A 26,213-nucleotide genomic window follows, 5' to 3' on the forward strand; every position below is an offset into this window, starting at 1 on the left:
CCGCAGAAGCCGTAACCGGTTACCCCGCACGCCGTAGGACGGGCCGCGCCTACCGCGCGCGCGGTAGCAGCCCGATCGTCCGCGCGCAGGAGTCGCGGGAACGCGCATCCGGTCTAGGGTGCGCAGCATGGGTACCGGACGGCCCGGCGTGCGAGCCGCTGCCATCGACTGGGGCATTGCCGGCTGCATGGCCGCGGCGCTCCTGGTCACCGGGCTGTCCGAACGTCACTCCGCCGCGGGCCCGGACCTGCTCGGGTACGCGCTGCTGGTGGCCGGGGGCCTGGCGCTGGCCCTGCGCCGCCGCGCGCCGGTCCCGGTCCTCGTGGTCACCGGGCTGTGCGCGGTGGGGTACCAGGCGGCCGGTTTCGACGTGCCGGCCGTGGCCTTCCTGTTCGCGGTGTACGCCGCCGTCCGGGCCGGGCACCGGGTCGTCACGGTGGCGGCGAGCGTGCTGCTGCTGGCCGTCCTGCCGGTCGCGGCGCTGGCCTCCGGGCCCCACGACACGGGCGAGGCGTTCGCGCGGGCCCGGGGCGCGCTCGAAGTGGCCTGGCTGGTCGCCGCCGGCGCCGCCGGCGAGGCGCTGCGGCAGGCCGAGCGGCGGGCGGCGGAGGCCGAGCGGACCCGGGAGGAGACCGCGCGGCGCCGCGCCGACGAGGAGCGGCTGCGCATCGCGCGGGAACTGCACGACTCGCTCACCCACCAGATCTCGATCATCAAGGTGCAGTCCGAGGTGGCCGTGCACGTGGCCCGCAGGCGCGGCGAGCGGGTGCCGGACGCTCTGCTCGCGATCCAGGAGGCCGGCCGGGAGGCGTCCCGGGAGCTGCGCGCGACCCTGGAGGCGCTGCGCGACGACGACACGGCGCCGCCGCGCGGGCTCGAACACGTCCCGGAACTGGTGGCACGGGCCCGCGCCACCGGACTGGACGCGACGCTGACGATCGAGGGGCAGGGGCACGACGTCCCGACCGCGGTGGACCGGACCGTCTACCGCATCGTGCAGGAGTCGCTCACCAACATCCTGCGCCACTCCGACGCGGCCACCGCGACGGTCCGGATCGACCGCCGTCCGAAGACCTTGCTGATCCGCGTTGACGACGATGGAAAGGCGGTGCCGGACGCCGCCGCGACCCCCGGCGTCGGGCTGCAGGGCATGCGCGAGCGGGTCGCCGCGCTGGGCGGCCGGTTGCGCGCCGAGCCGCGCGGCGAGGGCGGCTTCACCGTCCAGGCCGAACTCCCCGTGGACGGGACGTCATGATCCGGGTCCTCCTGGTCGACGACCAGCAGCTCATCCGCAGCGGGTTCCGCGCGCTCCTCGACCTGGAGGACGACATCGAGGTGGTGGCCGAGGCCGCCGACGGGCGCGAGGGCCTGGCGCTGGCCCGCGAGCACCTGCCGGACATCGCGCTCATCGACATCCAGATGCCCGCCGTGGACGGCATCGAGGCCACCCGCCGCATCGCCGCGGACCCGGCCCTGGCCGGGGTGCACGTGGTCATCCTGACCAACTACGGCTTGGACGAGTACGTCCTGGACGCGCTGCGCGCCGGGGCCGCCGGATTCCTCGTCAAGGACATCCAGCCGGAGGACCTCGTCCACTCCGTCCGCGTGGCCGCCCGCGGCGACGCGCTGCTGGCCCCGTCGATCACGCGCCGCCTGATCGACCGCTACGTCGCCCAGCCGCTCACGGCGTCCGGCACGGGTCTGCAGGAGCTGACCCAACGGGAGCGCGAGGCCGTCGCCCTGGTCGCGCACGGCCTGTCCAACGACCAGATCGCCGCCCGCATGGTGATCAGCACCGCGACGGCCAAGACCCACATCAACCGGGCCATGACCAAACTCCACGCCCGCGACCGCGCCCAACTGGTAGTCCTGGCCTACGAATCAGGTCTCGTAACCCGCGGTTAGTGGGTGGCCGGTGCGGGTTCGGCCGGGTGGTGGGCGGGTTCGAAGAGTTCGATGAGGTTGCCCGCGGGGTCGGTGAGCAGGATCTGGCGGCCGCCGGGGCCTGCGACGATGTCGGTGCGGAAGGTCAGGCCGGCCGCGCGGAGCCGGTCGATCTCGGCGTCGAGGTCGTCCAGGACGAGGTGGATGCGGTTGCGGCCGGGCTCGGCCGGGTCGGGCGTCGCGCGGGCGCCGGAGCTCGCCGGGCCGGACAGCAGCAGCCGCAGCGGCCCGCGGACCACGTCGGCGAAGGCGGGCGCTGCGCTCATGCGGACCGTGAAGCCGAGGTGGGCCGTGTAGAAGTCGACGGCGGCCTGGACGTCGTCCACGATGTAGCGGACGCCGACGAACTGGTCAGGTGTGGTCATGGCCGGATCTCCTGTTCCGGTTGGGCGAGCCGAGGTATCAGGTAGCCGATTCGTGCGTCGATCTCGGCCGCCGTGCGGGCGAAGGCCGCCTGGAATTCGTCGGCAGGGCCTTCGCCGACCGCGGCGGGGTCGGGGATGCTCCAGTGGATCCGCCGGGGGTGGCCGCCGAAGTCGGGGAAGACCTCGCGGACCTTGTCGCACAGGCTGATCACGTGGCTGAAGCCGCGGTCGGCGAGGTCGTCCAGGCGCCGCGGGCGCCGGTCGGCGACGTCGATGCCGTACCGCTCGCGCAGCACGCGCACGGCGGCGGGGTGCAGTCGCGGCTTGGGATGGCTGCCGGCGCTCGCCACCTCGACCCGGCCGCCGGTGCGGCGGCGCAGCAGGGCCTCCGCGATCGGTGAGCGGGCGCTGTTGCCGGTGCAGGCGAACAGCACGCAGGCGGTGGCTTCTCTTGGCGCGGGCGGGGCTGGGACCGGACCGAGCGCGGGGTGGAGGGCGGCGCCGGTGGCGGCCAGCCCTTGCCCGAGGCGTTCCAGGTCCAGGTGGTAGTAGCTGTCGCGGCCGTCGTGGCTGCTGCGGCGCACGGTGACGAGCCCGCCCGAGCGCAGCAGCCGCAGGTGGTAGGACACCAGGTTCTGCGGCTGCTCGACCAGGGCGACCAGCTCCCGCACGCGCAGATCGCTGCGCGCCAGCTCGCTGAGGAGCCGCCAGCGCACTTCGTGGGCCACCAGGCCGATGAACGGCGGCGGGGCCGCTTGACCGGACCGCGACATACCCGCAGGATACATCAAGAGGGTTTGATGCATCAATCTTGCTTGATGCGTCTCGAAGATGTGGGAGGGCGCTGATGACCCCGCGACGCGCGGATCCCGAGCCGGGGCCGACCGAGCCGGGCGCTCCCGATCGCCTCGCGCGCCGGCTGGGCACCGGGGACGCGGTCGTCATCGGCCTGGGCTCGATGATCGGCGCCGGGGTGTTCACCGTGTACGGCCCGGCCGCCGCGGCGGCCGGCACGGGCCTGCTGCTCGGGCTGGCGCTGGCGGCGGCCGTCGCCTACTGCAACGCGGTGGCCTCGGCGCAGCTCGCGGCGGCCTATCCGACGTCGGGCGGCACCTACGTCTACGGCCGCGAACGGCTCGGCCACTGGTGGGGATTCGCCGCGGGGTGGGGGTTCGTGGTCGGCAAGACCGCCTCGTGCGCGGCGATGGCGCTGACCTTCGCCGCCTACGCCGTCCCCGGCCCGGAGTGGGCGCGGCGGGCGGCGGCGATCGCCGCCGTGGCGGGCCTGGCCGCGCTCAACTACCGCGGCGTGGCCCGGACCGCGCTCGCCACCCGCGTCCTGGTCGCCACCAGCCTGACCGCACTGGCCGCCGTGGTGATCGCGATCGTCGCCGGGGACGGCGCGGGCGTGGACGGCCTCGGCGGCTGGTCCGCGCTGGGCACCGGTGGCGTCCACGGCGTGCTGCAAGCGGCCGGGCTGCTCTTCTTCGCCTTCGCCGGCTACGCGCGCATCGCCACACTGGGGGAGGAGGTGCGCGACCCCCGGCGGACCATCCCCCGCGCCATCCCCATCGCCCTGTTCCTCACCGTGGCGGTCTACGCGGTCGTGGGCGTGGCCGTGCTGGCGGCGCTCGGCCCGGACCGGCTCGCGGGGGCGACCGCGCCGCTGACCGCCGCCGTCGAGGCCGCCGGCGCCGGTGCGCTGACCCCGGCGGTCCGCGCCGGAGCCGCGCTCGCGGCGCTCGGTGCGCTGCTGGCCCTGATCGCCGGCGTCGGCCGCACCGGGCTGGCGATGGCCCGCAACCGCGACCTGCCCGGCCGGCTCGCCGCCGTCCACCCCCGCCACCGGGTGCCCCATCGCGCCGAGATCGCCGTCGCCGTCGCGGTCGGCGCGCTGGTCGCGGTCGCCGATCTGCGCGAGGTGATCGGGTTCTCCTCGTTCGGCGTGCTGGTCTACTACGCCATCGCCAACGCGGCCGCCTTCACCCAGCCCGCGAGCGACCGGCGCTGGCCGCGGGCGCTGAACGTGCTCGGCGCCGCGGGCTGCCTGACCTTGGCCGTCACCCTGCCGTGGAGTTCGGTCCTGGGCGCGACGGCCATGTTCGCCGTCGGCCTCATCGGCCGCAAGATCGTCCTGGTGCGGCGCGCCCGATCCGTGTGAACGCCCTCAGGACGGCGCTCCGTAGCGGGCGGCGATCGCGGCGGCGCGGTCGCGCAGGGCCGTGCGCAACCACTCCGGCTCCAGGGCTTCCGCGTCCGCGGCGAGTTGCCACAGCGCCCATCTGGCGTGCCGCGCGTCCTGGAAGGCCACTTCGAGCCGCAGCCGCCCGTCCGCGTCGGTGTCCTCGGCCCGGACGGCCAGCGCCGTGCCCGCCAGCTGCTCCCGCCGCGCCGGATCCAGCCGTACCAGGACGACGACCTGGTCGCCGCCGGTGCGGAACCGCGTGCTGCGCTCCTGCCAGGCCCGGTCCAGATCGACCCGGTCCGGCCGCTCGGCGGGTTCGTCGAGTTCCTCGGCGGCCAGCACCCGGGACAGCCGGTAGGTGCGGTCCGCGCCGGACCGCGTGGCCAGCAGGTAGCCCTGCTCGCGCACGGTGACCAGGCCGATCGGGTCCACCGTGCGCCACTTCGGGGCCTGGCCGACGGCCGCGTAGTGGACGCGCAGCTTGTGCCCGGCGAACACCGCGCGCCGGATCTCGGCCACGACGGCGTCGGACACGTCCTCGGCGCCCTGCCGGCGTGAGAGGAGGTCGGTCTCGGGGTCGATGAGCAGCCGCTCGACCGCGCCGGCGGCGGTGTCCCGGTGGCCTTCGGGCAGCGCGTCCACCACCTTGAGCATGGCCGAGGCGAGCGCCGAGCCGAGCCCGAACGCCTGCGCGCCGCGCCGCGACCCGGCGACCAGCAGGGCGAGCGCCTCGTCGTGGTTCAGTCCGGTGAGCTCGGTCTGGAACCCGGGCAGCAGCGCGAAGCCGCCGTGCCGGCCCCGTTCGGCGTAGACGGGGACGCCCGCCGCGGACAGCGCCTCGATGTCGCGCAGGACGGTGCGCGTGGACACCTCCAGCTCGCGGGCCAGCGCCGCCGCCGACAGCCGCCCGTGCCGGCGCAGCAGCAGCACCAGCGAGACCAACCGGTCGGCGCGCATGCCAGAAAGCTATCGAATACATGACAGAGGATGTCGTGATTCGTTGGGAGGCTCATCACGCGACCGGAGCCGACGGGGTGATCGGCGCGCACTCACCGAATGGAGCGGATGTGGCGATGGAGCGAACCGCGGTCAACCCGTGGGAGTGGTCGGCGGAGATGGGCTACAACCAGGGCGAGGTCGTCTCCGGGCACACCCGGACGCTGTACTGCGCCGGGCAGACCGCGATGAGCGACGAGGGCAAGCCCCAGCACGCCGGTGACATGGCGGCGCAGGTGGCGCTGAGCATCGACAACCTGGAGGCCGTGCTCGGCGAGGCCGGCATGTCCCTCGGGAACCTGGTCCGGCTCAACGTCTACACGACCGATGTCGATCTGCTCTTCCAGCACTACGGCGTCCTGGCGTCGCGGCTGGGCGCCGCGGGCGTGGCACCGCCCACCACGATGCTCGGCGTGACACGGCTGGCGCTCCCCGACCTGATGGTCGAACTGGAGGCGACCGCCGCCGCCTGACGCCCCCGCCGCCTCCGGCGACCCGCCGGAGGCGGCCGGTCAGGCATTCGTGCGTGCGAGCCGGGCGGGGAGGTCGGTGAGCCGTTCGATGCGGAGCACCGTCCCTTCCGCCGCCGGTGACGGCCCCCCGGTGACGAAGTCGATCCCGCGATCCAGCCAGATGCCGGTGAGCCCGGCGCGGGCGGCGGCGTTGACGTCGCTCTCCAGCATGTCGCCAACGTTGACGGCGTGCGCCGGGTCCGTCCCCATCGACCGGCAGGCGGCGGCGTAGGCGGCGGGCTTGGCCGCACCCAGCTCGGACGGCGTCAGGACGGCCTCGAAGAAGCCGAGCAGGCCGAAGCGGGCGAGCTTGGCGCGCTGCTGCTCAGGGTCACCGTTGGTGAGCACGGCCAGGCGCGGCCCTCCGGGAAGCCGTGCCAGAGCATCCAGGCAGGGCCGGACGTCGGGATAGCACCGCCAGGACTCCTCGAACACGCCGAGGTAGCGCTCGGCGATCCAGGCGTCCAGGAGGCCGGGGCTCTCCGGAACGGGCTCGCCGAGCATCGGCAGGAATGAGCGGACCCTGCGCCGGTGGTGCTCGGCGAAGGAGCACTCCCCGGCCAGGTACTCGCGCATGTGGCGGCCCTCCAGCGTCCACCACAGCGCCATCAGCTCCTCCGGCGGAGCCGCCGCGTCGGGCGCCGACCGGACGATCCGCCCGATCGCCTCCCACACCGCGCTCCGATGGTCGACCAGGGTGCCGTCCAGATCGAAGAAGACCACCTCTGCCACAGGACGATCATCTCGTGCCGCGATCCGCCGGCCGAGACCGACCATGGCACGAAGGGGGCGCCGGGTGAGTATCTGAGTAGGAGTACTCAGCCGCACTGAGTAGCCGTGCTCATGCGTCGCGAGCCGATCGGGGACATCGTCTGTGCATGAACCGGCAACCGCCCAGCGAGGGCGTCCGCCTGCTGCTGACGGCGGGGGCGATCGTGCTGGCGGTCATCCTGGTCGTCACCGGGCTGGCGGTCATCGGCGGCATCCTCATCGCCGTCGCCGCCATGTCCAATCTCGGGAGCAACAAGTGATCGCGCGCCCGCTCCTCCTCGTCCGCATGGCCCGCCCGCCGGTCATCGTCCTGCTGGGGATGTTCACCGCGACAGGGATGGCGCAGACGGGCCATGGCGAAGACCGCTTCCTGCTGGCCCGGGCCCTGGTCGTGGTCTTCGGGTTCCTGGTGTTCTCGGTGGCCTGCAACGACATCGCGGACGTGCTCGTCGACCGGGTGAACCTGCCCGGCGATCCGGGACGCCCCCTGGTGACCGGCACCGCGCATCGCCGCGACATGGTCCTGGCCGGTGCCACCGCCGCCGCCCTGGCCTTGGCGGCGACCCTCACGCTGCACTGGCCCGCCACCCTGGTGACGGTTGCGGGCCTGGCCATCGGCGCCGCCTATTCGCTTCGCCCGCTCCGACTGGCCGCCCGCGGCGTGGTGGCGCCGCTGGTACTGCCGGCCTGCTACGTCGCCGTGCCCTATCTGGTGGGCATCTTCGCCGTGCGGGATTCGCTGCGGCCGGAGGACGTGCTGCTGCTCACCGGACTGTACGTCGGCTTCATCGGCCGGATCCTGCTCAAGGACTTCCGGGACGTCCGCGGCGACGAGATGTTCGGCAAACGGACGTTCCTGGTCCGGCACGGCCGCGGCTGGACCTGCTCGTTCAGCGCCTTCTGCTGGACGGCCGGAACGATCCTGCTGCTGGCGGCCGTCCGGCACCCCACGATCGAGCTGATCGCGGTCAACGCCGCATACCTGGCCGTCGCGCTCCTGCTCCTGCGCGCCCTGTCGACCGAGCGCGGCGCGCGCCGCGACGAACACCTCATCGCCGCGATCGCCATCGTCGGCCGGGGGATCGTCCTCTCCGCCCTGGTCCACCTGGCCCTCACGAACGCCGGATGGCCCACCCCGCAGTACGCCGCGGTGATGATCACGCTCTCGGCCTGCCTGCTCGGGCTGGCGGCCGCGATGGCCCGCCGAGGCCCCCTGGCCGCCCCCTCCGGACGCGCGTCCGAGGCGGTCGGTGAGCGGAGGGTGGCCATCCGGAGTTAGCGCTGGAATGCCGGGGGTGCAGGGGTGGTTGGCTCTGGTGTGAAGAGCATCGGGTTTCTCTCGTTCGGTCACTGGAGCGACAGCGCGGGCTCGCGGACGCGGTCGGCGGCGGACGCGCTGCTGCAGTCGATCGACCTGGCCGTGGCCGCGGAGGAACTGGGCGCCGACGGCGCGTATTTCCGGGTTCACCACTTCGCCAGGCAGCTCGCGTCGCCGTTCGCGCTGCTGTCGGCGATCGGCGCGAAGACCTCGCGCATCGAGATCGGCACCGGCGTGATCGACATGCGGTACGAGAACCCGATGTACTTCGCCGAGGACGCCGGAGCGGCCGACCTGATCTCCGGTGGACGGCTGCAGCTCGGCATCAGCCGCGGGTCGCCGGAGCAGGTCATCGACGGCTGGCGGTACTTCGGGTACGAGCCGGCCGAGGGCGAGACCGACGCCGACATGGCGCGCAGGCACACCGAGGTCCTGCTCACGGTGCTGCAGGGCAAGGGCTTCGCCAAGCCCAACCCGCGGCCGATGTTCCCCAATCCGCCCGGACTGCTGCGCGTCGAGCCGCATTCGGAAGGGCTGCGCGAGCGCATCTGGTGGGGCTCGGGCTCCAACGCCACCGGCGTGTGGGCGGCCGAGCTCGGGATGAACCTGCAGAGTTCCACGCTCAAGGACGACGAGACGGGCGAGCCGCTGCACGTCCAGCAGCGCAAGCAGATCGAGGCGTACCGGCAGGCGTGGAAGGAGGCCGGTCACGAGCGCGAGCCGCGCGTGTCGGTCAGCCGCAGCATCTTCGCGCTGACCAGCGACCTGGACCGCGCCTACTTCGGCCGGAACACCGACGACAGCGACCACATCGGCATGATCGACGAGAAGACCAGGGCGATCTTCGGGCGCTCGTACGCGGCCGAGCCGGACGTGCTGGTCAAGCAGCTCGCCGAGGACGAGGCCATCCAGGCGGCGGACACGCTGCTGCTCACCGTCCCCAACCAGCTCGGCGTGGACTACAACGCGCACGTCCTGGAGAACATCCTGACCCACGTGGCGCCGGAGCTCGGCTGGCGCTGACCCGGCGCCGGAGGCGTCCCGCCGGTCAGGCTTTCCGGGCGGTCAGGCTGTCCGGGCGGAGCCGGTGTCCGGGGCGCGGTAGAGCAGGCGCCGGAGCATGTCGGTGATGGTGACGACGCCCAGCACCGACTCGCCCTCGGTGACCAGGGCGAGCTGGTTGCCGGTCCGGCGCATCCGGGCCAGCGCGGTGTAGACCGGGGTGTCGGCCTCGACCACGTGGGCCGGCCTGGTCAGGTGCGCGATCCCGGAGGTCTCGGGCTCGGTGAGGGTGTCCCGTACGTGCACCACCCGCCAGGCCGTGCCGGGCCCGGGCACCAGGATGCGCAGGTGGCCGGAGGCGTGGCCGGTGGCCTGGACCTCGGCCACGGTCGCGTCCGGGGGCACGGTGGTCGGTTCGGTGCCCGGTCTGACCAGGTCCCCGATGCGCAGGTTGCTCAGATCGAGGGCCTCGGACAGCTGGGCCGAGTATCCGGCGTCCAGGGCGCCGACGTTGGCCGAGTGCTCGACCAGGTGGCGCAGCGCGTCCGGGTCCTGCCCCGACTCCACCTGGTCGGCGGACTCGACGCCGACCTTGCGCAGGCACCAGTTCGCCGACTCGTTCAGCGCGCGCAGCAGCGGCCGGGTCAGCCGCATGAAGCCGCGCATCGGCAGCGCCAGCATCGTGGCCGACCGCTCCGGATGCGCGATCGCCCAGGACTTCGGCGCCATCTCCCCGACCACGAGATGCAGGAACGTCACGATGACCAGCGCCAGCGCGAAGCCCGCCGCGTCGGCGAACCATCCCGGCGCGTTCCACGAGCTGATCAGGGGAGTGAGCCAGTGGTGCACGGCCGGCTTGGTGATCGCGCCCAGGGCCAGCGTGCAGATCGTGATGCCGAGCTGGGCGCCGGCGAGCAGCACCGTCAGCTCGGACGCGCTGCGCAGCGCCGCCCGAGCCGACCGGCTGGTGGGCGCGGCGTCCTCCAGCCGGTGGCGTTTGGCGGCGATGAGCGCGAACTCCACCGCGACGAAGAAGGCGCTGAGCGCGATGATGGCGACGGTGACGCCCAGGACCGCCCATGGGTTGCTCATCGGTCCGTCTCCTCACGGCCGGCCGCGGCCCCGGTGGGCTCGGTGGTGACGTGCAGCCGGATCGATGAGGGCACGTGGTTGTCGACTTCGAGCACCGTCACGTGCACGAACCGGACGGACGGCTCGTCGCTGTGCGCGAGGTCGGCCGGGTCGGGCGGGAGTTCGATGTCCAGTTCGGCGCCGACCTCGGGAAGCGCGCCGTACTCGGCGATCACCAGGCCGGCGATGGTCTCGTAGTCGCCCTCGGGCAGCCGGTGGTCGATGGTGCGCTCGACCTCGTCGATGTGGAAGCCGCCCGGGATTATCCAGGCCGCCCCGTCGGCGAGCGCCGCGGGTTCGGCGACGTCGGCGTCGTGCTCGTCGGTGATCTCGCCGACGAGTTCCTCGGCGAGGTCCTCCAGGGTGAGGATGCCGGCGAAGCCGCCGAACTCGTCGATGACGCAGGCCAGCTGGGTGCTGTCGTCCGCCAGCCGGTCCAGTGCGGTCGGCAGCGCCATCAGCGTGGGCACGACGGTGGCCGGACGCATGATCGAACTGATCGGGGCCGCGGGATCGGCGGCGGTCAGCACGTCGTCCAGGTGCGCGACGCCGGCCACGTGCTCCTCGCCGTCCAGGACGGGATAGCGCGAGTGCCCGGTGCTCATCGCGCGCCTGACCTCGCCGATGGGCGTGGTGTCGTCCACGGTGTCGACCTGCGCTCTGGGGATCATGGCGTGCTCGACGTCCCGGCGCGGGAAGTCCAGGATGCGGTCCAGCAGGATCGACAGGTCCGCCGGCAGGTCGCCGCTGCGCCGGGAGTCGGCGACGATGTGCGCCAGGTCCCGCTCGGTCGCCGAGTGCTCCACGTCGTGCACCGGCTCGATCCGCAGCACCCGCAGCAGCAGGTTCGACGACTGGTCGAACACCCAGATGAGCCAGCCGAACACCTTCAGGTAGAGGAGCGTCGACCGCGACAGCCATCGCGCGACCGGTTCGGGGCGCGCGATGGCCAGGTTCTTGGGGAACAGCTCGCCGAACACCATCTGCACCAGGGTCGACAGCCCCAGGGCCAGCACGGTGCCCGCGGCCACGCCCACGCCGGTGGAGACGCCGGCCCCGCCGAGGATGTCGCCGAAGGCCCGGCCGACCAGCGGTTCGGCGACGTAGCCGACGAGCAGCCCGGTCACCGTGATGCCGAGCTGCGCGCCGGACAGCATGAACGAGGTGCGGCGGGTGACCCGCAGCGCACGGGCGGCGCCCCCGTCACCGGCGCCCGCCCGCGCCTGCAGGCGGGACCGGTCCACCGCCATGTAGGCGAACTCCTGGGCGACGAAGTAGCCGGTCAACGCGGTGATGAGCAGGATCACCGCCACGCCCAGGACGAGTGACAGCAGAGTGATCAACTGTGTCCCGCCCGCGGGTCACCGACCAGGGCCGTGACGGGATCGAAATTGTGGTTCATGGGCCTCTCTGGGGCGGATCATCTCTCCCAACGACGAACTACCTGGTCAGGTTCCGGTTCAAACGTTTCACCCGCGGGGGAGGCCCGGCCGGTCTCACAGGAGGAAGAGGAGCATGGCGGCGACCGCCACGTCCAGGACCCCGCAGGCTTCGGCGTACGAGCGGGACACCACCCTGTCGAGCTTCAGGTGCACGGCGTCCCAGATCCCGTGGAGGAGCCAGCCCGCCGCCACCAGGTAGCGGCCCAGGTCGGGGTCCACGGCCATGGCCACCAGCGCGATCGCCCCGAACCCGAGCATTCCCGCGGCCTGGATCCCGAAGGAGCCCCGCCCGTTCGCCGTCCCGGTGACGGTCCCCCACACCAGCAGGACCAGCGCGGCGGCGACGGCGACGGTGGTCAGGTCGACCACGTCCAGCAGCTCGATCACGAAGACGGCCGCGACCATGCCGCCGATCACGGGCCAGGACGCCTCACGCCGGCCGATCTGGTTGAGGATCAGGTACTCCAGAGCCAGCAGGAGCACCACGGGCCCGAGCCCGGACACCGCGTCGGCCGCGTCGCCGAGGCCGCCGCCCCAGACGAGCACCGCGGCCGCCAGGGCCACCGCCGTGGGCCAGCGGCGCGCCAGCTTCCACAGCGGCCCCTGGCGCTCACCCGCCACGGCGGTCATCGCGAGACCTTCGGAGACCGGTGGGCGAACTCGTCGCGGCGGCGGAGCATGACCAGGAGCATGAGCGGGAGCATCAGCACGTGTTCGAGCATCATCAGGGAGTCGGTGGTGATGACGCCCAGCCACAGGAGGGGGAGGAGGACGGCGAGGGGGGCGAACATCGCCGCGCACATCTCCAGGGACCCGGCCCAGGCGTGGCCGCGGACGCGCATCCAGATGAGCATCCCGGCCGACATGTCGAACGCCATCTCCAGGGACGCCAGTTCGGGCTGCCGCTCCATGGACAGCTCCCCTCCCGTGAGCGCCAGAACGCCCCGGACGGCGGCGCCGAAAATCAGCATTCCGGCGGCCATCGCTAGGAGCATCTCCACATAGTGCTGCGCGAAATGCCCCCAGCCACCGTGACGGCGTGCGCCGGCCTCGGGGGTGAGCGTGATGTCGGGCTGAGGTTGCATGGCGGTCCTTCCTCTTTGTGCGGTCGGGCCTTCCGACGTCCTCAGCCTGCGAGAAGGCGACGTCCCCCAGTAGTGACGGACCGGCACCGGCGCGCATGACATCTGTCATGCGCATTCCTCACAAATGACATAAGGCGCGCATGGTGCGCTGCTGGAACAATGACCGCGTGACTGACCGGGCGCACGAGGGCGGGACGGGCCTCGCGGGTTTCCGCCGCTACACCTGGTGGGCGGTCCCGGGGACCAACGTGGCCCTCCTCGTCCTGTTCACCGGCGAGTGGATCCTGGACGGCGACGTGCCGATCCAGCCGCGGGTCCTCAGCGCCGCCGCGCTGGTCGTCGAGGTGGCCGCGGTCGTGGTGCTCCTCAACGGCCGCATGTCGGCCGGCGGGCGCTCGTCCCGTCCCCGCCCGCCGGCGGGATGGCCGGCCGCGGGGATGCTGGCCGCGCTCGTCCTCGCCGCCTGCCCGCTGGCGCTGCGCAACTACGGGCTGTGGCCCATCGCGCCGGCGATCATGACGGCGGTCGCGGCCACCTACCTGGACGGACGCCCCCGGCGGTGGCTGATCATCGGCGCGGTGGCCCTCGCGGCGCTGCCGGGCGGCGCCGTCAGCCTCGCGGCGGGGGACGGCCGGCTGGTGTACGCCGCGCTGTTCCCGCCCGGGATCACGGCCTTCGTCGTCTGGGCGATACTCGGCCCCCTCTGGGCCTGGGACATCACCGGACGGCTGGACGAGGCGCGCCGCCTGTCGGCGGAGCTGGCCGTCAAGGACGAGCGGCTGCGGTTCGCCGCCGACCTGCACGACATCCAGGGCCACCACCTCCAGGTCATCGCCCTGAAGAGCGAGCTGGCCGCCCGGCTCGCCGAAGCCGACCCGGAACGCGCCACGGCCGAGATGAGGGAGGTGCAGCGGCTGGCGACGGACGCCCTCCGCGACACGCGCGCGGTCGTGCGGGGCTACCGCCGCACCAGCCTGGACGACGAGATCGCCAACGCCACCCGCATCCTGGCCTCGGCGGGCATCGACGCCCGCACGACCGCGGACCCGGCCGCCGTCACCGATGCCGCTCGCCACCTGCTGGGACTGGTGATGCGGGAGGCGACCACCAACCTCCTCCGCCACAGCCGGGCACGCCACGCGACGATCGACTACCGCGTCACCGATGGCGTCGCGCGGCTCCGGGTGAGCAACGACGGCGTCTTCGACGCCGCCGGTGACGCCTCGTCCGGCACCGGTCTGCGCTCCCTCGCCGATCGTCTGGTCTCCGCGGGCGGCGCCCTCACCTGGACCCGTGACGGCGGCCGGTTCGAGGTCGCGGCGTCGCTGCCCGCCGACGAGGCCGACCAGGTGGGGGCGGCCGCGCCCCTGGAGGAGCGCCGATGATCCGCCTGCTGATCGCCGACGACGAGGAGATGCTCCGCAGCGCCTTGGCGGCCCTGCTCGCGCTCGAAGAGGACCTCGTCGTCGTCGCCGAGGCGGCCACGTCCACCGACGCGGTCCGCCTCGCCCGCGAGCACCGCCCGGACATCGCGGTCCTGGACCTGGAGATGCCGCCCACCGACGGGCTCCGCGCCGCCGAGGAGATCGTGGCCGGGGTGCCGACGCAGATCGTCCTGGTCACCCGGCACGCGCGTCCCGCGGTGCTGCGCCGGGCCCTCGCCGCCGGGGTGCGCGGCTTCGTCCCCAAGACGACCCCCGCCGCCCGCCTCGCCGAGATCATCCGGGACGTCGCCGCCGGCCGCCGCTACGTCGACCCCGACATCGCCGCCTCCGCCCTCACCGAGGACGAGTGCCCCCTCACCGACCGCGAGCTGGAGGTCCTCCGCGCGGCCCGCACCGGCGCCTCCGTCAACGAGATCGCCGCCCAGGTCCACCTGGCCCCGGGCACGGTCCGCAACTACCTGTCCGCCGCCATGACCAAGCTCCACGCCTCCACCCGCCACGCCGCCGCCCACCACGCCTGGCAGCAGGGCTGGATCTGATCTCCGCGAGGGCGTGACCGCCGGCGGTGCCACGGCGAAAATGCAACCGATGGTTGCGAATCCGGCCGCCGCACGGCTAGATTGATATGCAACCAAAGGTTGCAGGAGGAGTCATGGAGTTCGGGACGATCCAGCGCGAGATCTATGTCGAGGCGGCGCCCGAAGTCGTGTTCGAGGTGGTCAGCAGCCCCGAGCACGTCACGGAGTGGTGGCCGGACGAAGCCCGGTACGAGGCGGTCCCCGGGAGCACGGGAGAGATCGTCTTCGGTGAACGCGACGCCGGCGGAACGGTCATGGGGTTCACCGTCGTCGACGCACGGCCGCCGCGGACGTTCTCGTTCCGCTGGACGCACCCGGTCGGTGAGACCGCGGTGGAGGGCAACTCGCTGCTCGTCACCTTCGAGCTGACCCCGTCCGGCGGCGGCACGCTGCTGAAGATGACCGAGAGCGGCTTCCGCGAGATGGGCTGGGAGGCCGCGGTCCTCGAAGAGCAGTACAAGGAGCACATCAGCGGGTGGGACCTCCATCTCCCGCGGCTGGCGCCCCACGCCGAGACGCTGGCGGCCGGGTCGTGAACGCTCCGGCGGCCGAGCAGGTCGACGACGATCTGTGGTCGGCGATCGGTGATCCGACCCGGCGCCGGATGCTCGACCTCCTGCTCAGCGAGGGCGAGGGAACCGCGACGACGCTGAGCCGGCGGCTGCCGGTCACGCGCCAGGCGGTGGCCAAGCACCTCGTCGTCCTGGACCGCGCCGGCCTGGTGCGGGGCAGGCCGGCGGGACGCGAGAAGCGGTACCAGGTGGACGACGCCCAGCTCGCCCGAGCGGTGGCCCAGCTCTCGTCGGTCGGCGCGGCGTGGGACGCCCGCCTGCAGCGGATCAAGCGGATCGCCGAGACGGTCCAGCGCACTCGGCGGGACCCGAAGCACACACAGGATCAACAGGATTAAGGAGACGGGCAGATGGTGGACATCCTGCACAGGATCGGTATCGAGGGCGCCACGCCGGACGAGGTGTACCAGGCGCTGACGACCGTCGAGGGCCTCGCGGGCTGGTGGACGGCCGCCGCCCGATCGCCGCACCGGACGCGACCGGCGCTCAGCGGCCCTGGCTCAGAGACGGGCAGACGTCGCGGTAGCCGATGCCGGGCGCGACGTACTGGGCCCATTCGGCGCGGGTGAGCGTGCGTCCGGCTATGGAGCAGGCGATCGCCGCGGGGTCGGCGGGCCTGGCGATGTTCCACCGCCGCAGGGTCGCCTCGTCGTCGCTGGTGGTCAGGGTCGTCATGGCCGCGTCGAAGACCAGTGAACGCACCGCCCCGGTGTGGCCCGCGAGCGGCGCACCGATCCGGCTCTGGTCGGTGACGTTCCAGAGGTTGACGAGATGGTCGTCCCCGCCCGTGGCCAGCGTCGACCCATCGCGGCTGAAGGCCAGGGCCGTCACCCGCCCGGAGTGGCCGGTGATCGGTGCGCCGATCTGGCGCCGGGCGCGGACGTCCCAGAGCACGGTCGTGTTGCCGGTGGCCATCGCGAGAGTGCGGTTGTCGGGGCCGAAGGCGAGCACCGCGGCCTGGTCGGTGATCCCGCTGATCGGCGGGGTGAGCTGCCTGCGGTCGGAGACGTTCCAGAGCCGGACCGTCCGGCCGATCCCGGCGGCCAGGGTCTCGCCGTCGGGGCTGAAGGCGAGCGCCGACACCTCCGTGCCCGAGGAGAAGAGCGGCCGCTCGGTGAGCAGCGTGCGCGTGCGGAGGTCCCACAGTTGCACCTTGCCGTCGACGGACACCTCGGTCCCCTGGCTCTTCTCACCCCCTCCGGTGGCCAGGATGCTCCCGTCCGGGCTGAGGGCCATGGCGCTGATACGGCCTTCCGGACCGTCCTTCAGGGTGAACCCGCGTCGAGCCGCGGGATCCCAGATCGTGAGCTGACCGTAATGGTTGCCGGTGACGAACGACCGTCCGCCCGGGGCCACCGCGATCAGGTCAGGAAGGTCGGCCAGCGGCGGTGCACCCGCCGCCGACAGGGGGACGGGCTTTCCTGTCTCCCGCCCGGCGGTGACGTCCCACGTCCGGAAGCCGGGAGGCCCGTCGGACATGGTGTTGTCGGTGACGAGGGCCCGTCCGTCCGCGCTGACGCCATGGACGAGGTCGCCATCGGGGTGTCCGACGCGCAAGGGACGGTGACCGGGCTGGTGGACGCTGACGTCCCACAGCCGCACCGCTTGCGGGGTACCGTCCTTGCTCAGGGAGACCACGGTGTCCTCGCCGGCGAACGCGGCGACGCTGAGCGAGCCGCCGACGTCCGCGCCGATCGAACCGACGTGGGTGCCGCCCACCTCCCACAGTTGCGCGCCGATGGCCACGACCCGCCCGTCGGGACTGAACGGTCCCACGTCATCTGAATGGGACGTGGAAACGGCGCGGCCTCGCTGCCGGCCGGTCCGCACGTCATACAGCCGGACATCGGAGCGATCGGCCGATGGCAGGTCCTGGGCCGGCAGGACCTCCGCCGTGACGACGGTCCGTCCGCCGGGGCCGAGCGCCACCACCTTGCCCCGCACGGGGAAGGACGCCGTGCGCCGCCCCGTCGTGAGGTCCCACAACTCCGCGTCGGACGGGCCGTCGCCCGTCTCCTCGCCGATGGCCACGGTCGTGGCGCGAGGGTCGATCACAACGGAGACGTCGGGGTTCTCCTCCTGCGCGTGGGCCACTGCGGGACCGCTCCGCCGCCGGGTCCGCACGTCCCACAGCGCGACCTCCGCACCGTTGTCGACGGCCACGCTCCTCCCATCGGAGGTGAAGACCACCGAACCGGGCCGGTCCGATACGGGCAGGTCGCCCAGCGGCCGGCGGGTGCGCACGTCCCAGAGCCGCACCGCCCGGTTCACCACGGTCTCGCCGTCGTCGTCGACCGCGGTCCCGGCGGCGGCCAGCGTCCGGCCGTCCGGGCTCAGCGCCACCGACATGGCCACCCACGGGCCGGAGGGTCGGAACAAGCGCAGGAAGTCGCCGATCTGCCGCTGCTTCCGCACATCCCACAACGCGATGGTGTGGTCTTCGTTGCGGATGGCGAGCAGCCGTCCGGCACGGTCGGCCGTGACCGAGACGGGGGTGCCCCGGTAGTCGCGCAGCACCCCGCGGGCCGGGTTGGCGGCGATGTTCAGCAGCGCGGCGCGGCTCTCGCGGGTCTCTCGGACGTCGTGGGCGGCGGCGGCCAGCAGGGCCGCCTTGTCCGGGGCGGTGCCGGCGAACTGCCGGCTCTGCGCGGCCAGTTGCCGCGAGGCCGCGATGTCGCGCTGTTCGACGCTGGTCCGCTGCGCCCGGATCGCCCACCCGGTGGCCGTCAGCGACACCACCGTGGTCACCGCGAGCACGGCGGCGGCGGCGCGGATGCGGCGGCTGCGGGCGGTCCGGGCGCGGGTGCTGGCGTCCAGCAGTGCGCGCTCCAGCCGGTTGAGGGTCTGGTGGCGGCCGGCGAGCGTCGCCCAGTGCACGGCCTCGTCCAGGTGCGCCCCGGTCAGCACGTCGCCGCCGCGCCGCCCGTGATCGGCCCAGGTGCGGGCGGCCTGCCGGATGCGATGGTGCACCCCCAGCCCGTCGCGCTCGTCCTCGACCCAGCTCCGCAGCCGCGGCCAGGCCCGCAGCACCGCCGGGCGCGCCAGGACGATCTGCTCGTCCGGGTGCTCGCCGGTCACCGCGAGCAGCGGCCGGAACGCGTGCACCACCTGCTCCAGCGCCCGCGCCTCGGCGGGATCGTCCCGGTCCGACAGCTCCGCGGCCGGTACCGGGCGGGTGGCCAGGCTCCCGTCCTCACCGGCCACCACGCAGCGCAGGAACACCTCCGGGACCAGGCTCTGCGCACGCGGCGGCAGGCCGGTGTAGGCGTCCTCGGCGAGCTTGCCCAGCGCCGGGTCGCCCGGTTCCCAGCGGGACCGCAGCCCCGCCTGCGCGGCCCCGGCGGCCACCAGGTCCTCCAGGTCGCCGGCCCCTTCCCGCGGGTCCCGGGTGAGCGCGGCCAGGATCGCCCGCGCGGACGGGCGGACCAGCGGGTCCTTGGCCAGCGCAGCCGCCACCAGCGGGCGCAGCGCGTCGGGCAGCGCCGTCAGGTCCGGGTCGTGGGTGCGGATCGCATGGGCGATCTCCGGCAGCGCGCCGCCCTTGAACGCGTGCTCGCCGGTGGCCGCGAACACCATGATCGCCCCCCAGGCGAACACATCGGCCTCGGCCCCGGCGCGCTGCCCCGCGTACACCTCCGGTGCCATGTACCGCAGCGTCCCGGCGAACCCGCCCCCCTCGGTGGCCGAGTGGGTGTCCAGCACCCGCGCGATCCCGAAGTCGATCAGCCGTGGCCCGTCAGGGCCCAGCATCACGTTGCCGGGCTTGAGGTCGCGGTGCACGACTCTGGCCTGGTGGATCGCCGCGAGCGCGGTGGCGATGCCGATCCCGAGGCGGTGCAGATCGTCCCCGGCGAACCGGCGGCCCGGCCTCCCGCCCGTGCCGTTGACGGTGTCCTGGAGGCTCAGCCCGTCGATGTACTCGCTGACGATGTAGGGCCGCGGCGGTTCCAGCCGCACCTGGAGGATCGTGGCGGTGCAGAACGAGGCGACCCGCTGCGCGGCACGCGCCTCGGCGGCCATCCGCGCCAACTCCCGGGGCGACTCCTGCGCCCCGTGCAGCACCTTGACCGCCACCCGGCTCCCGTCCGGCCCGTACGCGTCGTACACCACACCCTGCCCGCCCGCGCCCAGCCGTCCCGACAACCAGAACTCACCGATCTGCTGAGGATCTCCCGGCTCCAGCCGATCCGGCATTCCCGCCCCCGCTCGTATCCCGCTCGTGATCAACTTGTGGACGTCTACTGGGACGGTACAAAACGACGCCTGGTTCGGCAGAGTATTCAGGAGTCGCGGATCGAAAAACGGAATGTTCCGCCGGGCCGTCTGCTTATGGGACCCCTACACGACAAATGGTATGCAGGTCATTGATTTTCGGCTGTCGGTGCTTTCCGGCGCTGTGAAGTCAGGGCACGGGCAGGCGAACACCGTGGGCTCCCCGCACGTCTACGGATATGAGGCGTGATCACTCACGAGCAGGAGAAGCGATGCGGATCCGCTGCGGCCGGAAAGAGGTCGGGTGCCATGGTTGAAGGACGAGTCCGGGCGGCGCGGTACGAGCGAACGGCCTTTCGCGTCGCGCGGCGTGCGAGTAAGCGCCGTGCACCGGCGCCCGCATCGGCCCTCGCCAGCGCCGCGGCCCCCATCGGGTTGGTGGTGTCAGTCCTGATCCTCTGGCTGCGGGAATATGACGCGGAAGGCGCCTTCCCGTCGTGGGGGTTGGTGGCCGTCCCCGCCGCAGTGCTGATCATTATCGTGGTCGCCTACACGACCGCCCGCGAAATGCCCGCTCTCGTCGGTATCCGGCGGGCCTGGCGGCGGGCGGAGCATGGGGAGGTGGTGCGCGTCGTGCGGGGTGTGGCGCTGCGGCAAGGGCGGTCGGTGGGCGACGTCCCGGTGCGGACCGTCGTCGCTCCCGTGGACGGGCGGTTGCGTTTCGTCCGGCTGGCGTTCGCACGCGTCGAGGACGCTGCGAGGCTGCCCGCGGGCCCGGTTCAGGTCGACCTGTTCGACGCCCCCGCGGTACGGGGCCCGGCACGGCTCCGACCCGTCCGCGGAGGCGGTCTCGGGGAGCCGGTCTGGGCGTTCGCGGTGCGGAAGGGCGACGCCGCCGAGCCGGAGGCCGCGCCATGGACGGTCGAGAACGAGCAGTCGGACGGCTGGCCGGACGAGGACGGCGCCGCGGACGGCGAAACGGGCTGGCCCGGCGACGGGGACGGCGACGGCGACGGGGACGGCGACGGCGGGGAGTAGCCGGCCGTCCGCCGGTGGCGGCACCGCGCGAAGGCCGCTCCGCCGCCCGGACCGTCGTACGCTGTTCGGCGATGGCTACACGAGGCGTGGAGGGCGCGTATCAGGGTGCGCTCCGGGCGTTCCAGAACCCGATGCTCGACCTGCTCCACCGGACCTACGCGCCGTTCGTGGTGACGGTGCTGGCGATGATGTTCACGCCGGAGCGGCCGGCGGTGGCGGTGGCGGACGCGCACGCGGAACTCGCCGACGCCCTCGACCGGCTGCGGGCCGCGGGCTACGGCCACGAGGGCGACCAGCCGCTGCCGGCGGGGAACCCCCGTGACCTGTGCCGGCAGTGGGTGCAGGCGGGCTGGCTGGTGCGGCAGGTCTCCGACGACGTCGAGGTGTACCGGCTGTCCGCGCACGGCGTCGGCGCGCTGGAGGTGGCGGGCCGGGTCGGCGGGGCGCGGACGCGGGTGTCGGAGTCCCGGGTCCGGACGCTGCTGGAGGCGGTCGAGCGGCTCGCGCAGGACGCCGACCCGGACGTGATGGCGCGGATGGCGCGCCTCCAGACGGAGATCGACCAGCGCCGCCGCGAGCTCGCGCGGCTCGAACGGGGCGGCGAGGTCGAGACCGTCGGCGACGACCAGCTGCTGGAGGCGGCGGAGAACGTGCTGCATCTGGCGCGGGAGCTGCCCGCCGACTTCGCCCGCGTCGCCGAGTCGATCAAGGCCATGCAGCGGGACGTCGTTGCCGACCTGCGGCAGGACGTCCGGCCGACCGGGGAGGTGCTGCGCGAGTACCTGGAGCGCGGCCGGCAGATCATGGACGCGACACCGGAGGGCCGCGCGTTCGCCGGGGCGCTGCGCCTGATCGGCGACCCGGCGCGGATCGACGACCTGTGGGGGCTGCTGCGGACCGTGCTGCGGCACCGGTTCACCGAGCAGATGCCGGAGCAGCAGCGCCGGGAGCTCGCCGAGATCGCGCGCCGGATCGAGCAGGGCGTCAAGGAGGTGCTGGCCGCGCAGCGGCAGGCGTCGCACGTCATCACCACCCAGGTGCGCAACCACGACCCGATGCGGGACCGCCAGGTGGACGAGCTGCTGCGGGACGTGATGTCCGGCTTCCACAGCTGGGTGCCCGGGTCGCGCCGCGGCGCGACCGTGGACCCGCTGCGCCGCCTGCCCGTGGCCGACGTAGGGCATCTGCGGCAGACGACCAGCGACCCGCGTCCGCCCCAGCCGCCCACGCCTCTACAGGAGTGGGACGAGGCAGAGGACGTGCCGTCCGCCGACACCCGGGCCTGGGGCGGCCCCCAGTACGCCGAACTGCGCACGCACCTTGCCGAGTTCGCGGGGGACGAAGGCGAGGTGGACGTCGCGGAGGCGTTCCGCGCGGCGGCGGAGCGGATACGGCGGCCGGTGGATCTGCTCGGCCTGCTGGAGATCGCGCACGACCTCGGCATGACCGACACCGCCGAGGTCGCGGTGGTCGACGCGGTCCGGCCGGACGGGACCGGGCGGCGGCTCGCGTTCGGCGGCGTGCTGGCGGCGAACCCGGCACCCGCCGGCGCAGCGGACGGGACGGCGGGAGACGGCGATGAGTGAGACGGCCGCCCCCGACGACGAACGGACGTCCGACGCGGCGGCCGGCTTCATCGAGCCGGTCCCGATGGAGGACGACCCGTCCGAGCTGTTCGCCGGTGACACCGGCACGCTGGACGTGGACGTCCGGCGCGTCCTGGTACGGCTCCTCCAGCGCAGGTTCCTGCTGGCCGAGAAGCACCCGGCGCAGTGGCGCACGCTGCTGGAGAACCAGCAGATCATCGAGTCGCGGCTGCACGACCTGTTCGTCCGGCTCGTGGTCGACCACGACCGGGGCATCGCCTACAAGCAGCAGGTGCGCTCGGCGGAGCTGGAGGTTCCGATCCTGCTGCGCGACGACCCCTACAACCGGGCCGAGACCCTGGTGCTGGTCCACCTGCGGACCGTCTTCCAGCGGGAACGCGGCGCCGGCGAGACGTCCGCGCGGGTCGACATCGAGGAGCTGGAGCAGACCGTCCTGACCTATTTCGATCCGGACGACCACAACCTCGCCCGCAGCCAGCGCGAGATCCAGAACGCGGTGCAGCGGCTGGTCACCGAGGGGCTCCTCACCGAGGAGTCCGCGGGGCGGTACCGCATCACGCCGCTGGTCGAGGTCGTGCTGAGCATCGAGAGGCTGACCGAGCTTAACGACTGGCTGCGGGAGCGGAACGGGGCCGCGTCATGAGCATGATCGACACCTTGTTCGGGCTGATCCCGGCGGCGTCGCGCGGGCAGCAGTGGGTGGCGCGGGACCTGCAGCTCGTCAACTGGGGCGGGTACGACGGGTACCACCGCGTCCGGTTCGCCCCCGGCGCGACCCTGTTCAGCGGCGGCTCCGGGTCGGGCAAGTCGACGCTGATGGACTCCTACATCGCGCTGCTGATGCCGCACACCACGCCGTTCAACGGGGCGTCCAACGGCGGGGTGGTCGGCCGGCCGCGGGGCAAGGACCAGCGCAACATCCTCTCCTACGCGCGCGGGAAGCTCGACGAGTCCCGGGCGGACGGGGAGACGCGGCTGCGGGTGCTGCGCGGGGACGGCCGCGACACCTGGTCGGCGATCGCGATGACCTGGGCCGACCAGAGCGGGGCGATGTTCACCGCGCTGCGGGCCTGGTACGTGCCGTCGTCCGCGCGGACCCTCGACGACGTGGTCCCCGTCCGCGCCACCCGGGACGACGCCTACGACCTGCGCGACCTGGACGGCCCCGCGGGCAGCAGGCTCTCCCGCGCCGCGGTGACCGCGACGGGCCTGACCTGCTTCGACACCGACCGCGACTTCACCGCCCGGCTGCACACCGCGCTCGGCATCGGCGCCGCCGGGGACGGGCACAAGGCGGTCGGCCTGCTCGGCAGGATCCAGGCCGGGCAGCAGATCACCACGGTCGACGCGCTGTACAAGACGATGGTCCTGGAGGAGCCGTCCACGCTGGCCACCGCGGACGAGGTGGTGCAGCAGTTCGACGAGCTGTCCGGCACCCGGGAGCGGATGATCACCGCCCGCCGGCAGGTGCGGGCGCTGACCCCGATCCGCGACCACCGGGACGCCGCCGACCGCGCGGCTGACCGGCTGCGGGTGATCGAGGACGTGGGGTCGTTCGCCGACCCGGCGTCCCCCGCGGCGCTGTGGCGGCACGAGCGCCGGCTCGACCTGCTGCGCGCGGCCGAGCAGGACCTGACCGGGCGGCGCCGCCGCGCCGAGCAGGAGGTGCAGGAGACGGCCGCGGCGATCACGGCCGCGGAGTCCCGGCGAGAGGCGCTCATCGGCACCCTGCGCGCTTCCGGCGGCGACCGGCTGGACACCGCGCTCCGCGAGATCCGCAACGTGGAACGGCGGCTGACCGAGGTCGAACGCGCCCGGCAACGGCTCGACCGCGTCCTCGGCACGATCGGCGCCACCGTCTCGACGAGCGAGGACTTCGCCGCGCTGGTCGACACGGCCCGCAAAGCCCTGGGCGACTCCCAGGCGCGCAAGTCCGCCCAGAACGAGTTCGCCGAGGCGACCGCCGAGCTCAAGGCGGCCGAACGCGAACTGGCCGACCTGCGCGCCGAGCAGAAGGCGGTCAAGGCCCGCCGCGGCAACATCCCCACCGACCTGCACACCGCCCGCGACCGGCTGGCCGAGGCCGCCGGGCTCACCCCGGACGACCTTCCGTTCGTCGGCGAGCTGATCGAGGTGCGCACGGAGTACGAGACGTGGCGCGAGGCGTTCAACCTGGCGCTCGGCGGGTTCGCCACCCGGATGCTGATCGACGCCGCCCACCTGGACGCGTTCCGCGAGGCGATCAACGCGGTCAAGCTCCCCCGGCGCATTCACTTCGAGGGCGTCAACACCGGCATGCGCGACGAGATCGGGCTGGACGACAAGCGGCTCCCCGGCCGGCTCGACTACCGCCCGTCCGTGTTCACCGCCTGGCTGAAGAGCGAACTCGTCCGCGGCTTCGACTTCGTCTGCGTCGAGACGCCCAAGCTGCTCGGGCAGTACGGCAAGGCGCTCACGATCACCGGCCAGACGTCGCAGCGGGGCCGGGGCGCGCACGGCGGCCACGGCCGCGCCAACCTCCTCGGGTTCAGCAACAACCGACTGCTCGCCGACCTCGACACCCGAATCGGCCGCGCCCGCGACCGCCACGAAGACGCCGTCGCACGCGCGACCCAGGCGGAGCAGGCCCTCAACTCGTTCGAGGAGAGACGCACCGCCTACCGGACCGTCACCGAACTGTCCTGGGACCAGGTGGACGTCGAATCCGTCGTCGCCGAGCGGAAACGCTGGGAAGAGGTCGTCACCGAGGTCCGCGAGGGCAACCCCGAGATCGACCGTATGCAGCGGGAGTCGGACGAGCTCAAGGAGCAGATCAGGCAGCTCACCGAGAAGGTGGGCGGTCAGAAGCAGCAGGTGGAACGGCTCGTCCGGGACTGGGAGAAGATCGTCGACGAGGTGGACGGCGCCCAGCACGCCCTGGACACCGCCGCGGCGTCCGGCACCGAAGTCGGCGCCGACCACCGCGACTACCTCGCCGGCCTGTTCGGCACCGCCCCCGCCGGCGCCGATCCCGCGACCGCGCTGGCCGACTTCGACGCCGCGCACCGCCGCGGCGTCGAGCGGATGAACGACGACCGGAAGTCGGCGGAGGAGGAGATCGGCCGCTCCCGGAAGGCGCTGCAGGACACGTTCTCGATGTTCGTCGAGCGCTGGCCGAACCCGAACCTCGGCACCGACCCGGACGCGTCCTACCGCGACTTCGACCGCCTGCTCACCGACCTGGAGACGAGCGGCCTGCACGAGCTGGAGTCGGAGTGGCGCGACAGCCTCCTCAAGCTCTCCGGCAACGACCTGACCAGCCTGGACAGCGAGCTCGCCGCCGCGGTCCGCGAGATCCGCGACCGGATCGACCCGGTGAACCGCATCCTCGCGGAACTGCCGTTCGCCGACGACCACCACCGGCTGCGCATCGACCCGCAGGAGAGCCACTCCGCCGTGCGCGCCCGGTTCCGCAAGGAGCTCCGCGACATCCGCGCCCTGATCGACAAGGCCGCCACGGACACCGACCGCGAGCGCGCTTACCACCGGATGGCCAAGGTCATCGACCACATCCGCCGCACCGCACCCGACTTCGCCGACCTGGTCGACGTCCGCAACCACGTCCGGATCAGCGCGGAGAAGTGCGACCTCGCCGGCGCGCACGTCGCGGTGTACGACCACATCGGGGAGAAGTCGGGCGGCGAGTCCCAGGAACTCGTCGCGTTCATCGTCGGCGCCGCACTCCGCTACCAACTCGGCGACGCGGGCGCCGAACGCCCGCGCTACGCCCCCGTCTTCCTCGACGAGGCCCTGATCAAGGCCGACGCCCACTTCACCGGCCGCGCCATCGGCGCCTGGCGCGGCCTGGGCTTCCAGCTCATCATCAGCGCCCCCAACGACAAGCACAGCGCGATCGAACCCCACGTGGACGCCGAATACCTGATCCTCAAGAACCCCGAGGGCCGCTCCTGGGCCAAACCCATCGTGGCGGTCCCGGACGCATGACCCCCCGGGTTGATCACCCCGGCCGA

The 26,213-nt window shown here is 73.1% G+C and carries 24 protein-coding genes; 15 read left to right on the plus strand and 9 right to left on the minus strand.

All coding sequences use genetic code 11. The features are described from left to right. Window positions 1-127: 127 nt before the first annotated feature. Both IEZ03_RS20070 and IEZ03_RS20075 read left to right on the plus strand, forming a co-directional pair. Entirely contained in the window at window positions 128-1,255 is a 1,128-nt protein-coding gene (locus tag IEZ03_RS20070) for a sensor histidine kinase (RefSeq protein ID WP_184880245.1), read from the plus strand. Further along, on the plus strand, window positions 1,252-1,905 hold the full coding sequence (locus IEZ03_RS20075) for a response regulator (protein WP_184880247.1): 654 nt from the start codon (window positions 1,252-1,254) through the stop codon (window positions 1,903-1,905). Before IEZ03_RS20070 ends, IEZ03_RS20075 begins: the two co-directional genes overlap by 4 nt. Here the strand turns inward: IEZ03_RS20075 and IEZ03_RS20080 are convergent. Then, window positions 1,902-2,309, minus strand: coding sequence for a VOC family protein (locus tag IEZ03_RS20080; protein ID WP_184880250.1), 408 nt, complete (start codon window positions 2,307-2,309; stop codon window positions 1,902-1,904). The genes IEZ03_RS20075 and IEZ03_RS20080 overlap by 4 nt on opposite strands. Beyond that, on the minus strand, window positions 2,306-3,082 hold the full coding sequence (locus IEZ03_RS20085; protein ID WP_184880252.1) for an arsenate reductase/protein-tyrosine-phosphatase family protein: 777 nt from the start codon (window positions 3,080-3,082) through the stop codon (window positions 2,306-2,308). The genes IEZ03_RS20080 and IEZ03_RS20085 overlap by 4 nt, the downstream gene beginning before the upstream one ends. Before the next feature lie 74 nt (window positions 3,083-3,156). Between IEZ03_RS20085 and IEZ03_RS20090 the strand changes: the two genes are divergently transcribed. After that, on the plus strand, window positions 3,157-4,470 hold the full coding sequence (locus IEZ03_RS20090) for an APC family permease (protein WP_184880254.1): 1,314 nt from the start codon (window positions 3,157-3,159) through the stop codon (window positions 4,468-4,470). Between the two features lie 6 nt (window positions 4,471-4,476). On the opposite strand, the gene IEZ03_RS20095 is transcribed toward IEZ03_RS20090, so the two are convergent. Beyond that, window positions 4,477-5,451 (minus strand): helix-turn-helix transcriptional regulator, encoded by a 975-nt coding sequence (locus IEZ03_RS20095; protein ID WP_184880256.1) that lies wholly within the window; start codon window positions 5,449-5,451, stop codon window positions 4,477-4,479. 116 nt (window positions 5,452-5,567) lie between these two features. On the opposite strand from IEZ03_RS20095, the gene IEZ03_RS20100 reads away from it, so the two are divergent. Then, a complete protein-coding gene (locus IEZ03_RS20100; RefSeq protein WP_184890326.1) occupies window positions 5,568-5,963 on the plus strand; it encodes a RidA family protein in 396 nt (131 codons plus the stop codon). Between the two features lie 39 nt (window positions 5,964-6,002). Here IEZ03_RS20100 and IEZ03_RS20105 read toward each other — a convergent pair whose 3' ends face one another. Then, the gene (locus IEZ03_RS20105; RefSeq protein WP_184880258.1) at window positions 6,003-6,734 is read right to left on the minus strand and encodes an HAD family hydrolase; all 732 of its coding nucleotides are present in this window, start codon (window positions 6,732-6,734) and stop codon (window positions 6,003-6,005) included. Between the two features lie 146 nt (window positions 6,735-6,880). Here IEZ03_RS20105 and IEZ03_RS20110 point away from each other — a divergent pair, with 146 nt between their 5' ends. From IEZ03_RS20110 to IEZ03_RS20120, 3 genes are read left to right on the plus strand one after another with little or no spacing between them, the layout of a single operon-like run. Then, on the plus strand, window positions 6,881-7,033 hold the full coding sequence (locus IEZ03_RS20110) for a hypothetical protein (RefSeq protein ID WP_184880260.1): 153 nt from the start codon (window positions 6,881-6,883) through the stop codon (window positions 7,031-7,033). Further along, the gene (locus IEZ03_RS20115; RefSeq protein ID WP_184880262.1) at window positions 7,030-8,052 is read left to right on the plus strand and encodes a UbiA family prenyltransferase; all 1,023 of its coding nucleotides are present in this window, start codon (window positions 7,030-7,032) and stop codon (window positions 8,050-8,052) included. Before IEZ03_RS20110 ends, IEZ03_RS20115 begins: the two co-directional genes overlap by 4 nt. 39 nt (window positions 8,053-8,091) lie before the next feature. Then, window positions 8,092-9,114, plus strand: coding sequence for an LLM class flavin-dependent oxidoreductase (locus IEZ03_RS20120; protein ID WP_184880264.1), 1,023 nt, complete (start codon window positions 8,092-8,094; stop codon window positions 9,112-9,114). A gap of 42 nt (window positions 9,115-9,156) precedes the next feature. Here the strand turns inward: IEZ03_RS20120 and IEZ03_RS20125 are convergent, their stop codons facing one another. The 4 genes from IEZ03_RS20125 to IEZ03_RS20140 all read right to left on the minus strand — a co-directional run bounded on the left by IEZ03_RS20125 (window position 9,157) and on the right by IEZ03_RS20140 (window position 12,751). Continuing rightward, a complete protein-coding gene (locus IEZ03_RS20125; protein ID WP_184880266.1) occupies window positions 9,157-10,185 on the minus strand; it encodes a hemolysin family protein in 1,029 nt (342 codons plus the stop codon). After that, a complete protein-coding gene (locus IEZ03_RS20130; protein WP_184880268.1) occupies window positions 10,182-11,567 on the minus strand; it encodes a hemolysin family protein in 1,386 nt (461 codons plus the stop codon). The genes IEZ03_RS20125 and IEZ03_RS20130 overlap by 4 nt, the downstream gene beginning before the upstream one ends. A gap of 153 nt (window positions 11,568-11,720) precedes the next feature. Further along, window positions 11,721-12,296 carry a hypothetical protein gene (locus tag IEZ03_RS20135; protein WP_184880270.1) on the minus strand — a complete coding sequence of 192 codons (576 nt, stop codon included), beginning with the start codon at window positions 12,294-12,296 and terminating at the stop codon, window positions 11,721-11,723. Then, entirely contained in the window at window positions 12,293-12,751 is a 459-nt protein-coding gene (locus IEZ03_RS20140; protein WP_184880272.1) for a hypothetical protein, read from the minus strand. Before IEZ03_RS20140 ends, IEZ03_RS20135 begins: the two co-directional genes overlap by 4 nt. A 167-nt stretch (window positions 12,752-12,918) precedes the next feature. Between IEZ03_RS20140 and IEZ03_RS20145 the strand changes: the two genes are divergently transcribed. The 4 genes from IEZ03_RS20145 (at window position 12,919) to IEZ03_RS20160 (ending at window position 15,684) form a co-directional block, all read left to right on the plus strand. Then, entirely contained in the window at window positions 12,919-14,136 is a 1,218-nt protein-coding gene (locus IEZ03_RS20145; RefSeq protein WP_229808424.1) for a sensor histidine kinase, read from the plus strand. After that, entirely contained in the window at window positions 14,133-14,735 is a 603-nt protein-coding gene (locus IEZ03_RS20150) for a response regulator transcription factor (protein WP_184880276.1), read from the plus strand. The genes IEZ03_RS20145 and IEZ03_RS20150 overlap by 4 nt, the downstream gene beginning before the upstream one ends. A 113-nt stretch (window positions 14,736-14,848) precedes the next feature. Beyond that, on the plus strand, window positions 14,849-15,310 hold the full coding sequence (locus IEZ03_RS20155) for an SRPBCC family protein (protein ID WP_184880278.1): 462 nt from the start codon (window positions 14,849-14,851) through the stop codon (window positions 15,308-15,310). Then, a complete protein-coding gene (locus IEZ03_RS20160) occupies window positions 15,307-15,684 on the plus strand; it encodes an ArsR/SmtB family transcription factor (RefSeq protein ID WP_184880280.1) in 378 nt (125 codons plus the stop codon). The genes IEZ03_RS20155 and IEZ03_RS20160 overlap by 4 nt, the downstream gene beginning before the upstream one ends. A gap of 148 nt (window positions 15,685-15,832) precedes the next feature. Here the strand turns inward: IEZ03_RS20160 and IEZ03_RS20165 are convergent, their stop codons facing one another. Further along, complete coding sequence (locus tag IEZ03_RS20165) at window positions 15,833-19,540, minus strand: WD40 repeat domain-containing serine/threonine protein kinase (protein WP_184880282.1); 3,708 nt, start codon at window positions 19,538-19,540, stop codon at window positions 15,833-15,835. A gap of 459 nt (window positions 19,541-19,999) precedes the next feature. Here IEZ03_RS20165 and IEZ03_RS20170 point away from each other — a divergent pair, with 459 nt between their 5' ends. The 4 genes from IEZ03_RS20170 (at window position 20,000) to IEZ03_RS20185 (ending at window position 26,187) form a co-directional block, all read left to right on the plus strand. Continuing rightward, on the plus strand, window positions 20,000-20,596 hold the full coding sequence (locus IEZ03_RS20170) for a hypothetical protein (protein WP_184880284.1): 597 nt from the start codon (window positions 20,000-20,002) through the stop codon (window positions 20,594-20,596). A gap of 71 nt (window positions 20,597-20,667) precedes the next feature. Continuing rightward, window positions 20,668-22,182 carry a DUF3375 domain-containing protein gene (locus IEZ03_RS20175; protein ID WP_184880286.1) on the plus strand — a complete coding sequence of 505 codons (1,515 nt, stop codon included), beginning with the start codon at window positions 20,668-20,670 and terminating at the stop codon, window positions 22,180-22,182. Next, window positions 22,175-22,846 carry a DUF4194 domain-containing protein gene (locus IEZ03_RS20180; protein ID WP_184880288.1) on the plus strand — a complete coding sequence of 224 codons (672 nt, stop codon included), beginning with the start codon at window positions 22,175-22,177 and terminating at the stop codon, window positions 22,844-22,846. Before IEZ03_RS20175 ends, IEZ03_RS20180 begins: the two co-directional genes overlap by 8 nt. Then, the gene (locus IEZ03_RS20185; RefSeq protein ID WP_184880290.1) at window positions 22,843-26,187 is read left to right on the plus strand and encodes an ATP-binding protein; all 3,345 of its coding nucleotides are present in this window, start codon (window positions 22,843-22,845) and stop codon (window positions 26,185-26,187) included. The genes IEZ03_RS20180 and IEZ03_RS20185 overlap by 4 nt, the downstream gene beginning before the upstream one ends. Window positions 26,188-26,213: the final 26 nt, after the last annotated feature.

Source organism: Actinomadura livida, assembly GCF_014648675.1.
GTDB lineage: Bacteria > Actinomycetota > Actinomycetes > Streptosporangiales > Streptosporangiaceae > Spirillospora > Spirillospora livida.